Source organism: Lentibacillus halophilus, from assembly GCF_055395055.1.
This window is the reverse complement of the sequence record NZ_AP043750.1, coordinates 1116653-1130157: the sequence shown is the minus strand read 5'-3', so window position 1 is coordinate 1130157 and position 13505 is coordinate 1116653. Positions and strand designations below refer to the sequence as shown.

13 protein-coding genes and 1 riboswitch are annotated in these 13505 nt (G+C 44.5%); of the genes, 8 read left to right on the top strand and 5 right to left on the bottom strand.

What is annotated here, in order from left to right; translation table 11 throughout:
• The first annotated feature begins 215 nt into the window (after positions 1-215).
• From ACZ5Q7_RS05405 to ACZ5Q7_RS05395, 3 genes are all read left to right on the top strand, one after another.
• Positions 216-395 (top strand): YfhD family protein, encoded by a 180-nt coding sequence (locus tag ACZ5Q7_RS05405; RefSeq protein ID WP_343750870.1) that lies wholly within the window; start codon positions 216-218, stop codon positions 393-395.
• Between the two features lie 135 nt (positions 396-530).
• On the top strand, positions 531-785 hold the full coding sequence (locus tag ACZ5Q7_RS05400) for a DNA alkylation repair protein (RefSeq protein ID WP_343750868.1): 255 nt from the start codon (positions 531-533) through the stop codon (positions 783-785).
• Positions 786-891: 106 nt separating this feature from the next.
• Entirely contained in the window at positions 892-2877 is a 1986-nt protein-coding gene (locus ACZ5Q7_RS05395) for an acetoacetate--CoA ligase (protein WP_343750866.1), read from the top strand.
• A gap of 311 nt (positions 2878-3188) precedes the next feature.
• Here the strand turns inward: ACZ5Q7_RS05395 and panF are convergent, their stop codons facing one another.
• The 3 genes from panF to ACZ5Q7_RS05380 all read right to left on the bottom strand — a co-directional run bounded on the left by panF (position 3189) and on the right by ACZ5Q7_RS05380 (position 5463).
• The gene (gene panF, locus ACZ5Q7_RS05390; RefSeq protein ID WP_343750864.1) at positions 3189-4616 is read right to left on the bottom strand and encodes a sodium/pantothenate symporter; all 1428 of its coding nucleotides are present in this window, start codon (positions 4614-4616) and stop codon (positions 3189-3191) included.
• Entirely contained in the window at positions 4613-4897 is a 285-nt protein-coding gene (locus ACZ5Q7_RS05385) for a YhdT family protein (RefSeq protein ID WP_343750862.1), read from the bottom strand. The genes panF and ACZ5Q7_RS05385 overlap by 4 nt, the downstream gene beginning before the upstream one ends.
• Positions 4898-5031: 134 nt before the next feature.
• Entirely contained in the window at positions 5032-5463 is a 432-nt protein-coding gene (locus ACZ5Q7_RS05380) for a DUF4064 domain-containing protein (RefSeq protein ID WP_343750860.1), read from the bottom strand.
• A gap of 176 nt (positions 5464-5639) precedes the next feature.
• A riboswitch (TPP riboswitch) is annotated at positions 5640-5755 on the top strand.
• 169 nt (positions 5756-5924) lie between these two features.
• On the opposite strand from ACZ5Q7_RS05380, the gene thiD reads away from it, so the two are divergent.
• The 4 genes from thiD (at position 5925) to ACZ5Q7_RS05360 (ending at position 9292) form a co-directional block, all read left to right on the top strand.
• On the top strand, positions 5925-6728 hold the full coding sequence (gene thiD, locus ACZ5Q7_RS05375; protein ID WP_343750858.1) for a bifunctional hydroxymethylpyrimidine kinase/phosphomethylpyrimidine kinase: 804 nt from the start codon (positions 5925-5927) through the stop codon (positions 6726-6728).
• A complete protein-coding gene (thiM, locus tag ACZ5Q7_RS05370) occupies positions 6729-7499 on the top strand; it encodes a hydroxyethylthiazole kinase (RefSeq protein ID WP_464433148.1) in 771 nt (256 codons plus the stop codon).
• 4 nt (positions 7500-7503) lie between these two features.
• Positions 7504-8109: a thiamine phosphate synthase gene (thiE, locus tag ACZ5Q7_RS05365; protein ID WP_343750854.1), complete on the top strand. Its 606-nt coding sequence runs from the start codon at positions 7504-7506 to the stop codon at positions 8107-8109.
• Positions 8110-8317: 208 nt separating this feature from the next.
• Positions 8318-9292: a glycine betaine ABC transporter substrate-binding protein gene (locus tag ACZ5Q7_RS05360; RefSeq protein ID WP_343751017.1), complete on the top strand. Its 975-nt coding sequence runs from the start codon at positions 8318-8320 to the stop codon at positions 9290-9292.
• A gap of 954 nt (positions 9293-10246) precedes the next feature.
• Here the strand turns inward: ACZ5Q7_RS05360 and ACZ5Q7_RS05355 are convergent.
• Together ACZ5Q7_RS05355 and ACZ5Q7_RS05350 are read right to left on the bottom strand one after the other, a co-directional pair.
• Complete coding sequence (locus ACZ5Q7_RS05355; protein WP_343750853.1) at positions 10247-11062, bottom strand: squalene/phytoene synthase family protein; 816 nt, start codon at positions 11060-11062, stop codon at positions 10247-10249.
• Positions 11063-11169: 107 nt separating this feature from the next.
• Positions 11170-12708 carry a BCCT family transporter gene (locus ACZ5Q7_RS05350; protein WP_343751016.1) on the bottom strand — a complete coding sequence of 513 codons (1539 nt, stop codon included), beginning with the start codon at positions 12706-12708 and terminating at the stop codon, positions 11170-11172.
• Between the two features lie 349 nt (positions 12709-13057).
• Here ACZ5Q7_RS05350 and ACZ5Q7_RS05345 point away from each other — a divergent pair, with 349 nt between their 5' ends.
• The gene (locus tag ACZ5Q7_RS05345) at positions 13058-13504 is read left to right on the top strand and encodes a YaiI/YqxD family protein (RefSeq protein WP_343750852.1); all 447 of its coding nucleotides are present in this window, start codon (positions 13058-13060) and stop codon (positions 13502-13504) included.
• Position 13505: the final 1 nt, after the last annotated feature.

The window sequence follows — 13505 nt, the reverse complement described above, 5'->3', positions numbered from 1 at the left end:
TATGATGTTTGACATCTTTTCATACACAAATAGTATATGACAGTCTTTGTATAATTATTTGCAGCTTCTTTTGCTCGTCACTCTTTATGTACCACTGAATGAACATACATAAACATACATGACTTCCTATATGTTCCATCACGTTTTTGTTCATTTTTTTGCTCGCCAGGTACAAACTAAGGATGAAATCACTTTGATTGAGGTGATCTTAAAAAATGGGTAGAGATGAGCACAAGACAAGCCGCAGAGGAAGAGCGCGTTTAGCACAAACCCCTGAATATGCCAAAACCGACAGTAAAGAAGTGGAGTTTTCAGAAGAGTTCGCTGACCACCGGGACAAAGAAGCCCAAGCACGAATGCGGGCAGCCAGACAACGAATGGAAAACCGAAAGTAATAACAGTTTTGTCCCCCTTTTGATCAAACAGAAGGGGGACGTTTTGTTACATTTTCCTGAATGATGTCTGACTCAGTGAACCCGTTCATTAATTTCATTATTTTGTGGATAATAATACGAATGGAGGTGTCTTACATGTCACAACAATATTGTTGTCCAAACTGCAAAACCAATTGGTCACGGTTCAACGTGATTGAACAAGTTGCCCAACCGGTCAAATTGAATCCGCAAACCGGTGATGTGCAGAATGATTATCAAGACAGCTATCCGGAAGTATTTCATATCATGTATCATGGTCCGACTTATCGGATCCAGTGCGGTTCATGCGGGCTGATTGAAGATGAACATACATTTGTGAAATTTGCCGAATATGAACAACGTAATGATTAAGATCAGTTGGTGACGCTGCTTCCTTCCTGTACCTGCCTTTACAGATAGTAAACGGTTTCATATAATGGATATGAGTGGAGAACAAAGGCAAGGAGGATGGAAAAGTGTGAGTGATATAAAGGAAGGGACATTGCTGTGGGAACCGAGCGATGAACGAAAACAGCAATCCAATATGTATCATTTTATGGATTGGCTTCAAACCCATAAGGACAAGCGATTCGAGGATTATCATACGCTTTGGCAATGGTCTGTTGAGGAACCGGAGCATTTTTGGGCATCCATCTGGGACTATTTTAACATCCAAGCTGAAGAACCCTACGAAACAGTGCTCTCAACCCATCAAATGCCTGGAGCAAAGTGGTTTCCCGAAGCGACGATTAATTATGCCGAGCATATTTTTCGAAACCGGCATAACGATGAACCGGCTATTATTCACTCTTCGGAACTGCGCGGGACGGAAGAGGCTTCGTGGGGAAAGCTTCACCGTGATACATCCGCCCTGCAGCGGACGATGAAAAACCTCGGCGTGAATAAAGGCGACCGTGTCGTTGCCTATGTCGCCAATACTTACGAATCAATTGTAGCATTTCTGGCAAGTGCCAGCCTTGGTGCCATCTGGTCCAGCGCATCCCCCGAATTCGGGATGCAAAGCGTGATTGATCGTTTCCAACAAATCGAACCCAAAGTGATGATAACGGTTGACGGTTATCGCTACAATGGCAAGGATTTTGACCGAACGTCTGTCGTGGAAGATATCCAATCAGAGTTACCAGGATTGGAAGCAACCATCGTTATTCCATATTTGAACAGCAACCCGGATATCAACCGTTTAACAAATGTCACTTTATGGGATGATGCCGTGAGCACACCTGGAAAGTTAACGTACGAACATGTAGCATTTAACGACCCGCTCTGGGTACTTTTTTCATCAGGAACAACCGGCAAACCGAAACCCATCGTTCAAAGTCAGGGCGGTATTTTGCTCGAACACTTGAAAGCGCTGACGTTCCATGTCGATCTTGGTAAAGGCGACCGCTTCTTTTGGTTCACAACAACCGGTTGGATGATGTGGAATTTCCTCGTTGGAGGTCTTCTGACCGGCAGCACAATTATTTTATACGACGGCAGTCCAGGGTATCCGGATAAGCGAATGCTGTGGAAATTTGCTCAGGATACGAAAATGACGGTGTTCGGAACGAGTGCCAGCTTTATTACTGCCTGCATGAAAGATGGTCTGGAACCGGGGAATGAGTTTGATTTGAGTCGCCTCGAAAGTATTAGCTCGACCGGATCCCCGCTGCCGCCGGAAGGATTTCAGTGGTGCTATAATCATGTGAAGGAAGATCTTTGGATTGCCTCGGCAAGCGGCGGAACGGATATATGCACGGCGTTTATTCTCGGTGCACCAATTTTACCAGTCTATGCCGGTGAATTGCAGTGCCGCGGTCTGGGAGCTAAAATTGAAAGCTTTGATGACAACGCAAATCCGCAAATTGGGGAAGTCGGCGAACTTGTGCTGACCGAACCGTTCCCATCCATGCCGATTTATTTCTGGAACGACCCTGACGGCAGCCGCTTGCACGACAGTTATTTCAACGTATTTCCGGGTATTTGGCGGCACGGGGACTATTTGAAAATAACCGACCGCTATACATGTGTCATTTACGGACGATCGGACGCTACCATCAACCGCGGCGGTATCCGCATTGGCACAAGTGAAATCTATCGAGCCGTTGACCATGTCAGCGACGTGAGCGACAGCTTGATTGTCGATGTTCCCAAGGGGGATGGTGATTCTTATACACCGCTGTTTGTATTAATGAAAGATGGCAAAGAGCTGACCGAAGACGTAAAAAAAACCATTAAAAGTGAGATCCGTACACAATGTTCACCGCGACACGTTCCAAGCGCCATTTACGACGTTCCTGATCTGCCAAAAACATTAAACGGTAAAAAGTTGGAAATTCCAATCAAAAAAATACTAATGGGCAAATCGGTTGATGAAGTGGTCAATAAAGGATCATTAAGCAACGAAGCATCTTTGGATTATTTTGTAAAACTTGCGAATGACCAATCAATTGAACGTACGTAAAAAAAGGATGTCGTGATGACATCCTTTTTTCGATGCGATTAGGCAGTATCTCCATACTCATGTTGTTGAAGCGCGATTTCGGTCGATATATCCTAAATCCGGTTGATATACCTGAGATCGGGTTGATATATTGCAATTCCGGTCGATATACTCGAAATTGGGTCGGTATATCGCAATTCCAGTCGATATACCCGAAATCGGGTCGATATATCGCGATTCCGGTTGATATCTATCAAACACGATCAATAAATCCGTCCCACCTTAACGGCCGTGTTCATTATTCAACACACATCTGTCATCGTGTCACATATCTATCCAAGCGTGCGCTTCTGCGTGCTCAGGCTCACGAGAACGTATGCAAAAAACGCGGCCACAACCGGCATGACAACCGAATGCAAGCCCAATGGCTGTGGAAAGAACGAGTCGGATAAAATATACAACCCTATCCCGGCCACCATCGAAGCAAGCGCACCGTATTTATTACCTTTTTTCCAATACAGCCCCATGACAACCGGCCAAATAAACGCCGCTTCCAAGCCGCCGAATGCAAACAAATTCAGCCAGATAATGAGATCAGGTGGATTCAACGCCATAACGAATACAATGATTCCCAGAACAGCTGTGATTCCAATGCTTAATCGCTTCACGCGCTGACGGGATGCTTGTGGTTCCACGTAATTTAAATAAACGTCTTTTACAATGGAGGAACTCACTAGAAGCAATAGAGAATCCACCGTTGACATAATGGCTGCCATGGGAGCTGCCAGCACAATGCCAGCCAGCCAGTTCGGCAATACTTCCAACGCGATAAGCGGCATCACTTTATCACCCACGTCAATCCCCGGCAAAATCGGGCGGGCGAACACACCAATCAAATGCATGTTTAACATGATAACACCGACCACAATGGTACCGATGATTAGCGCTCGATGCATGGAACGGGAATCTTTGTAGGACATAGCCCGGACGGCAATTTGTGGTAAAGCTACTGTGCCTACGCCCACAAGGATCCAGAACGACGATACAAAGGTTGGCGAAAGACTGCCATCCGCACCATATGGAGTAATCAAATTCGGGTTTTCCGCAGACAGGTCTGCAATGATATTGGAAATACCACCCCCGGCGATAATCGTCGCAACCAGCAATATGAGGGTCCCGACAAACATAATCGTTCCTTGAACAGCATCGGTCAGCGCAACCGCCCGGAAGCCGCCAATAGTTACATAAATCAAAACGAATAACGCAAAAATAAATAACGCCGTTGTATACGGAATCCCGACCAGTGACTCAATCAGCCGGGCGCCACCGATCCACTGGGCTGCCATTGCAGAAAATAAAAAGATAATAATGCTGAACGCCGATAGCAGAACCACCCATTTGGAGCGGTAGCGCTCTTTCAAAAAATCAACCATGGTCAATGCGTTATATTTGCGTGTCACAATCGCAAATTTTTTACCTAAAACCATCAGCACGAAATATCCGGTTGACACCTGCGTCATCGCCAGCAGCACCCAGCCGAGCCCTTGTGTATAAGCCGTTCCAGGGCCACCGATAAAACTGCTCGCACTGCCATAAGTAGCCGTCATCGTCATCGCCAGGACAAATCCGCCAAGGCTTCTTCCACCCAGAAAGTAATCCTGCATGAATGTATTTGATTTAACGTACCTTCCAGCCCAAACGCCCACACCAAATATTATGAGCAACAAGCCAATTAATGGAACCAATGCTTGCCAATTCATGTGTCTTCTCCTTCTTCCTCAAATGAAACGGTCACAAACCACTTGTTAACCACAATCGTAACCAGAACCGCCATAACGATAAACCCAAGCACGCAGCTGTAAAAAAACCATGCAGGCAGTCCAAAAACATACAAATAGTCAGATGGATCCTTCCCACCAAGACCATAGGCAAAGGCAAACCACCAGACAAAATTAAACACAACCAATCCAAGTCCGATTAACGCTTCCCGATTGGCTACTTTATAGCGTGAATCATTATCATGGGTATGATGTTCTTCCATTCTTAATCCTCCCTTATCTCTATATCATACCTGTCCTACACTATAACGGATTGCAAATGACTTTGTAAATATTCCTAAAATTAACACATACAAGAGAGAAGAGTAACGATCATACGTTACTCTTCGATATGTATCTATTCCATAGTTATAGTCTCTGGCTTTTTCCGTGCCAAGCACATGATACCGGCGATTAAATAAAATAAGCCGCTGAATATTCCTGCGCCCAGAGTGATAACGACACTGATAGCAGCTGTTACAATCAACATGATGCCGGCTGCTTTGGGTTTTTTGTCACCTTTCATGAACACAACGGAAATAATCCCTACAATCAGTGCTAACACTGACACAATAATTAATAACCAGCCGCTGCCTTGCACCCCTGCTTCCAAGAACTCGTTTAAATTACTCATCGTTATTCCGGATTGCTGCTGACTAATTTCTTCTTTTGCCTCATTTATAATCTCTTCGTTGCTTAACAGCCAAACCGCAAATGATCCGACAATGCCAAAAAACCCATAAATCAATGCACCGATAATGGTTAATACGATTTCACCTGTTCTGTTCATGCAATTACCTCCCCAAATGCCTTTTAATCTCTTCATCCATATGATGTGAATTAGCATACTATTTTATTGTAACAAAAAATCAAGGTCATTTTCTTCTGATACCATGATGATTTGAAAATTTCGAAATTAGATGACACACAGATGTTTCTCTGTTACAATGAAATCACAATAAAACAATGTACTACTAGGGGTGCCCGGCAACTATGGGCTGAGAGGAAAGGCTTTTAAGCTTTCCGACTCTTATGGACCTGATCTGGTTAGCACCAGCGCAGGGAAGTAGTCTGACGGTAAAATTGCTATCAGCTATTTCAAGCCAGGTCCAGTCTATGGATCTGGCTTTTTTCATTTGGATTCGCATAGAGAACATACTCCATCCGAAATGAGCGTTTATCGGCTGGTTTGTTCTAACGAAAATGAAACATGTCAATTTATTAAAACATTACATATGAGGAGGTCTTATCATGAAGTCTATTCCTGCTTCATTGACGATTGCCGGGACAGATCCAAGCGGTGGTGCCGGTATTCAGGCAGATTTAAAAACATTTCAGGAGTTGCAGTCGTACGGAATGTCCGTCATCACCTCGATTGTTGCTCAGAACACAACAGGCGTCCAGGATGTACAGCATTTATCGGAATCCATGATTAAGCAGCAGTTGGAGTCCGTTATTTCCGATATTCCGTTCCAAGCTTTTAAAACGGGCATGCTGGCCAATATCGACATCATGAATGCCGTTGGAGAAAAAATTTCCGGGTTGGAAACGCCATATATCATGGATCCGGTTATGGTCGCGGCGAGCGGTGACCCATTAATTTCCGAAGATGCTCAAACGTATTTACGCGACCAATTACTTCCTTTAACGACCGTCATCACACCGAATATTCCGGAAACAGAGGTGATCACCGGCAAGACGGTGGAAACGTCCGAAGATATGCAGCAGGCTGCCAAACAAATGGTTCATGAGTATGGCGCAGGTGCTGCATTGGTTAAAGGTGGTCATATGCAAGGAAAGGCTGTGGATTTTTTATATGATGGAAACCAGATGCATACGTTCACAGCAGACCGGATTGATACAACAAACACACACGGCACCGGCTGTACGTATTCCGCAGCCATAACCGCTTATATGAGTCAAGGCTATCCATTACCGGAAGCCGTGCAAAAAGGGAAAGACTATGTGACCGCAGCCATACGTCATTCGTTTTCCATTGGCTATGGAAGCGGTCCGACTAACCATTGGGCACAGCGAGAGGAAAAGGTGAAATAAATGAATCAAACGATTATACAAAACGTACGCAAAGCAACACCGCTGATCCATCATCTGACCAATCAGGTAGTTGTGAACTTTTCCGCAAACGGATTGCTGTCATTTGGGGCAGCGCCAGTCATGGCAAAGGCTGAAGAGGAAGCCGCCGACATGGCCGCTAATGCGAATGGCGTCCTGCTTAATATCGGCACCTTAACCGCTGACGAGCTGCAATCCATGATTCGAGCCGGCAAAGCAGCCAATGAAAAAGGAGTTCCGGTTGTCATTGATCCGGTCGGTGTTGCGGCCACCCCGTTCCGGACAACAGCGATGAAAGAGATTTTAACCGAAGTAAAGCCCACCGTCATTAAAGGAAATGCCGGTGAACTCGCGCACCTCGTTGAAGTCCCCTGGGAAACCAAAGGCGTTGAATCAATCGGGGATGGCGACGCGGATGAAATCGCTTCAAAGGTAACGGAAGCCTATTCCTGTACCGCCGTTGTTACTGGAAAAACGGATGTCATTTGCATTGGCAATGAAATGTTGCATAATACCACCGGGCATCCTCTTCTAGGCAAAATAACCGGGGCTGGATGCCTTCTCGGTTCCATTTTAACAGCTTGCCTGTCAACGAACGACGCGATTGAACAACAAGTCTTAACGGCAGTCCGATTTTATGGATTGGCAGCGGAATATGTCGCCGAGCAAACGGATGTCAATGGACCTGGAACATTTCTGCCCCATTTTATCGATGCCCTATCCTATGACCCTGCAACATTGGAAAGGACGTAACGTTATGAATTTACGAAAGTATTTTATCATGGGAAGCCAGAACTGTACTGGGGACCTTGCAGCTATTTTGGAAAAGGGAGCAAAAGCCGGTATTACCGCTTTTCAATTCCGGGAAAAGGGGACAGGCTCGCTGACCGGACAGGAAAAGCTGAATTTAGGTTTTCAACTGCGCGATATATGCACGCGGCACCACGTATTGTTTTTTGTCAATGACGACATGGATATGGTTGAACCACTGGAAGCTGATGGTATCCACGTCGGCCAGGATGATAGGCACTTGGAAGAGTTAAGGGAAAAATTTCCGGATAAAATTATTGGCCTGTCGGTATCCAATCAGCATGAAGTTGACAACAGCCCAATTCATCTGGCTGATTATCTCGGAGCTGGACCGATTTTTGCCACGTCAACCAAAGACGACGCCAAACAAGCTGTCGGTACCGAATGGATTAAAACATTAAAACGTCAGTATCCCGGTACGCCCATTGTCGGAATTGGCGGCATTAACGACCAAAATGCTGCATCCGTTATCGATGCCGGTGCGGATGGGGTTTCAGTTGTTTCAGCTATTACAAAAGCGGATGATATAAACGCTGTCGTCGCCAGCCTTTGAGGTGAAAATTGTCGAATGGTGACACGCGGACAGCATTCCGCCCTGTAAACAGAAAAAACGAAGAATCACTGCAATAACTGACCGTGGATCTTCAAAATAAAGGTATGTTATCCATAAAACCCTTTTTTGGTATTAGCCTTGTTCAGGTCGAGTCTCGTACACTGAACCACATGGCTAATAAATTGAGAGAAGGAGTGGATAACGGTTGATGTGGAACAAACGTTGTTTAACAGAATTGGCTTTTATTTTGATGTTTTCTATAGTTCTTGCAGCATGTGGTGCAGACGATAATAACACGAATGCCAGCGAATCCCCGGAAAATAATGAGAGCCAGAACGAAAATACGGAAACGGACGAAAACAAAGATGTTGAATTAGGCAAAAAGGAACTGACCATTCCGTATGTTGCATGGGCAAGAGAAACGGTCGTCAGTTACTTAATGGGGGAAGTTCTGAAAGACATTGGTTACAATGTGGAGGTCAAGCAAGTCGAAACAGGACCTATGTGGGCCAGTGTAGCTGATGGAACAGCCGATTTCACTGCATCAGCCTGGCTGCCAAAAAGTCAGAAGCAATATTGGGATCAATATAAAAACCAGGTGGAAGAAGTTAATCAGACGCTCGATAAAGCGCCATTGGCCTTAACCGTGCCATCCTATATGGAAGATATTGACTCTGTGGAAGACTTAAAAGACAACACAGAGCTTGGTAAAAAACTGAATTGGAAGATTACAGGTATCGATTCGGGAGCCGGCATTATGAGCCTGACCAAAAAAGCAATTGATCAATACGGTCTGGAGCAATGGGATCTGCGACATAGTTCGGAAGCAGCTATGATCACCGAGTTGAAATCGGCTATTGAGAATAAAAAACCAATTGTGGTTACCCTTTGGAAACCGCACTGGACATTTGGCGTCATGGATTTAAAAATGTTAAATGACCCAAAAGGCAGTTATGGCGGAAATGGTGGCCATATTAGTATCGTCGCCAATAAAAATTTGGAAGACGACGCACCAGCCGCTTATAAATTTATCAATCAGTATACGGAATCGTATGAAATGATTGAAAAACTGATGCCTAAGGTGTTTGCCGAGGATAAAGACCCTAAAAAAGTTGCCCGGCAGTTTATAAACGATAATCCAGAGCTTATTGACGAATGGACAAAAGGTATTCAAACGGAATAAACCCTACAAACCAGCTTCCTCCATGACGAATGGGGGGGAGCTCTTTTTTGATAGAGTGTTTTTAACTCCCACGGATGTTAAAGAGAAGCTGTTTATCCCCGTCTCCACGTATGGGATAACTTATGTTCAGAGATGAGATATAAGAAATAAAAGAACAACTAATGGATTCGCCCATACAGTATTAGACGAATTCCCATATAGTAAAGAGAAGGTTTTTTTAAGGAGGAAATGAATTATGAATCATAATCAGCCACCGTTTGATAATGAAAGGATATTTAACTTTCCTTGGTCTTCGAATCAAGGACCCGGAGGGGGGCCTACCTTTGGCGGATCTCCCGGGCCATCAGGGGGCGGCTATTCACCTGGAGGACCGTCCAACGTGCCGGGCGGACAACAGCAAGTCAGCCCCCCCAATTCCCCACCACCGGCCTTCACACCACAACAACAGCCAATGCAAAAGGGGCCGGGAGGGGTTAGCACCTATGCTATTGACCCTGGCTCGATCAGAGGATGCTTGTTTCAATTCACGTATATTTGGTTACAATGGGATGCCTTCTGGTTTTTCCCAATCTTTATCGGACCACGATCCATCGCTGGCTTTCGTTGGCGGAGGAACAGATGGGTCTACTATGGAATCGATTTAGACCATATACAATCGTTTCAATGTTATTAACCACTTGATGACCGCTTGATGTTTTCTCATATAAACTCTCAGCAGAGCAGGGTTTGTTAACACCTGACGAATATATAAAAAAAAGGAAATGGCTGCCAAGAGTATAGAATTGGCAGCCATTTTCTCTTGTTCATATGCAATCAATCCATATGGTTTCACATAGGCGGGAATTTTTCATGGCAATTACCATGAAATGTTGTTTCTTTATTTTATACACTGGCGATGTGGATGTTAATTGGTCAAATCGTTTCAGTAAACAACAAATCAAGCAATTTCTTTATCTAATTATGTTTCACGTTCTCAACAATCGTCTCCACTTCATTCCTGGATATCTTCTCACGGCCTTCTTTCAAAGCTTTAATCGTCCGCTTGGCTAATGCGAGGGGAATTCTGCAAAACAGCAAAATATGTCGGGTTTCGATAGATTTCATGTATTCGTCGGCCTGTGCAAGATTATTTTCAGTGTACTGGAACATATCTTCCCTTGTCCAGCCATCCGGGACAAATTTCACACCACGTTCACTATCTTCATCCTGGTTCCGCAAAATATTCACAGCTTGCAGTCCACGTCCATAGCTAATGGCAAGCTCACGGTCTGTTTCCGTTCCATCATACCAATACCAGATATCAGACAGCATAACGCCTACGAGACCAGCTACATAATAGGTATAATCATCAAGATCGTCTCTATCTCGTATATGCCAGCCTTTCTCCACCCAGTCAGCCATTCCGAAAGCCATGACACGTGTTGACGCTTTTACTTTTTCAACAATTCCGTTCGGACACAGACGGATCCAGTCACCAAGCCTGTGTGTCACTTCCGGCAGCGATTCATACGGCTGCAGCATGGAGCGATACGCATCATCATCAAATTCGCCCTCTAAAAGGCGGCCGGTCTCCCGCAGCAGACGTTGTTTGGTTTCTACATCCAGTTCTTGATGATCCTCTATCTCATCGACAGCACGCATGCATAAATAAGCTGATCCAACCGTTTGTTTCAATGGCGGTTTCAGTAAAGTAATCGGAATATAGAATGTTCTGCTTGTCTGCTTAAGCATATGGTTTGCATCTTTTTGCAATTGTTTTGCTTGACTCAACCGTTACGCCTCCCTTTGATACCTCTAAGTATATCAAAAAACACAAAACATTGATATGGATAAATGATTTTGAACAAAAAAGGGGGAGAACCACGAAGGCACTCCCATTATTTCCAATGGTCAATTTTAATGGGCCGTCCTTTTCGTGGACGCTCCCACAACAGCCCCTGCTCAAGAGCCATCTTTTTCGCAATTTGTGGTGCATTCCACAATGGCGGCAACAAAAGAAACGAGACAGGCACAGCAGTAATAACAATCGAATTCTGGATCGCTGTTATACTCCCTTCCCCAATTGTCAGGATCACCATTGCGGTTGCACCGAATATTAGTGCCCAAAACACGCGCAACCATCGTTTTGGATGATCATTGCCGGTCAATGTTACCGCAACGGTATACGAGATCGTATCGGCCGTGGTTGCTACGAAAATAATCGATATAATTAAAAATGCAACCGCCATAACCATGCCTATTGGCAATTGATCCATAATGGCCATGACAGCAGCAGGCATTCCGGCCTCATTTAACGCTCCTGATACAGACCCGGAATTCTCCATTTCGAAAAAGACCCCAGTGCCGCCAATAATAGAAAACCAGAAATTTGTCACGAGAGGCGCAACGATGGATACGGCGATAATCAATTCCCTTATCGTTCGGCCGCGGGAAATACGACTGATAAAAATAATCAACATGGGACCATAGCCAATAAACCAGCCCCAGAAGAACAGTGTCCACGATCCAAGCCAGGCATCATCGCCGCGATAAAAACTCATCGTGAAAAAGTTTTGCAAGTACGTTCCCATTCCCCCAACGAACGAATCAATGATAAAGAACGTGGGGCCAATCAGCAAGACAATAATACCTAACACAAATGTCATGCCAACATTGAAACGGCTCAAAATAAGAATCCCCCGGTCAACCCCGGTAGCAGCTGAAATCGCCGCAATCGCTACGAGAACGACAATAACCATGATACTTACGGATACGGTATTTGGCACGTTAAAAATATAATTGAGACCATATGAAATTTGTAACCCAAGAAAACCGAGCGGTCCCAATGTGCCTGCTGCGATAGCAATAATTGAAGAAATATCAGCCGCCGAGCCGATAATACTTTTATGATATATTTTTTCGCCGAAAACGGGATATAATAACGATCTCGGACGCAAAGGATAGCCTTTACTATAGTGCACATACATCATGACAACGGTAGCCAATGTACCAAGAATGGCCCATGCAAAAAATCCCCAATGCATAAACGCCTGAGCGAAAGCGGCCGGTGCATTGCTGAACGCGCCATCGCCGAATAGTGGGGGTGACGACATGTAATGATACATAGGCTCAGCTGCCGCCCAGAAAACGCCTCCGCTTGCCAGAAGGGTTACCAAAATCATCGCAACCCAGCGGTAATAGCTATACTTCGGCTTATCCAGTCCACCGAGGCGGACTTTTCCAAATCTCGAAAAGCCTAAAAATATGCCAATGATAAAATTACCAAACATTAAGACCTGCCAATAAGCTCCAAAATACTTCGCCGAAAAATCGAACAATTTTGTAATCCAATTTCCCACGGCTTCACTGTTAATGAATGATAAAACAATAAATGCTATCAAAAACCCGCCACTAACCGCAAATGCCGTCCAATCCATTTTTACTTTCTTTTTCTGCACGTTTTTCCTCCCTGTTGTAAGGAACAAGTGTCTCCAGCATATAAGTATGCTGTGAATACGACCGTTGGATGGAAAATGATATCCTTTACCAATCATTTTTCATTCTGTCTCTATAACCATCGGCTTGCTCATATATTTTCGTACATAGTAAACCATTATAGTTAATGATCGTTCAATCGTCAAATAATGTAACATAACAATCTGGGCGTTTCCTTCCCCACTGAATGCATGATTTATATGCACATTGGTCCCGCATGAAAATCGATCCGAACAATTGGTATCCCATAGTTATGTCTGCTAAAATAACGTTATATATGGAGGCGTTAAATTGACTATTTATGTTGACGCAGATGCTTGTCCTGTTAAACAAATCGTTGCAGAAATGACATACCCTTATACGATTCCAGTCGTTTTTGTCAAAAGTTTTTCCCATTTTTCGCATGGTTATGATCCGCCCGGTGTTGAAACCATTTACGTTGATACAGGGGCGGAGGCTGCTGATTACCGGATTATGCAGTTGGCACAGAAAGGTGATATCATCATTACACAGGATTATGGCCTGGCATCCCTGGCGTTGTCGAAAGGCTGTACTGTCCTGCACCATAAAGGATTCAAATACACCCATCAAAATATCGATTATTTGCTTCAATCCCGATATATAAATGCCAAGGCTCGCAAAAGCGGCAAAAAGACCAAAGGGCCGAAAGCATTCAGTTCGGAAGATGAAGCAAAATTTCAGGATTTGTTCCACAAAACATTGGAAAGCCTGATTTAAT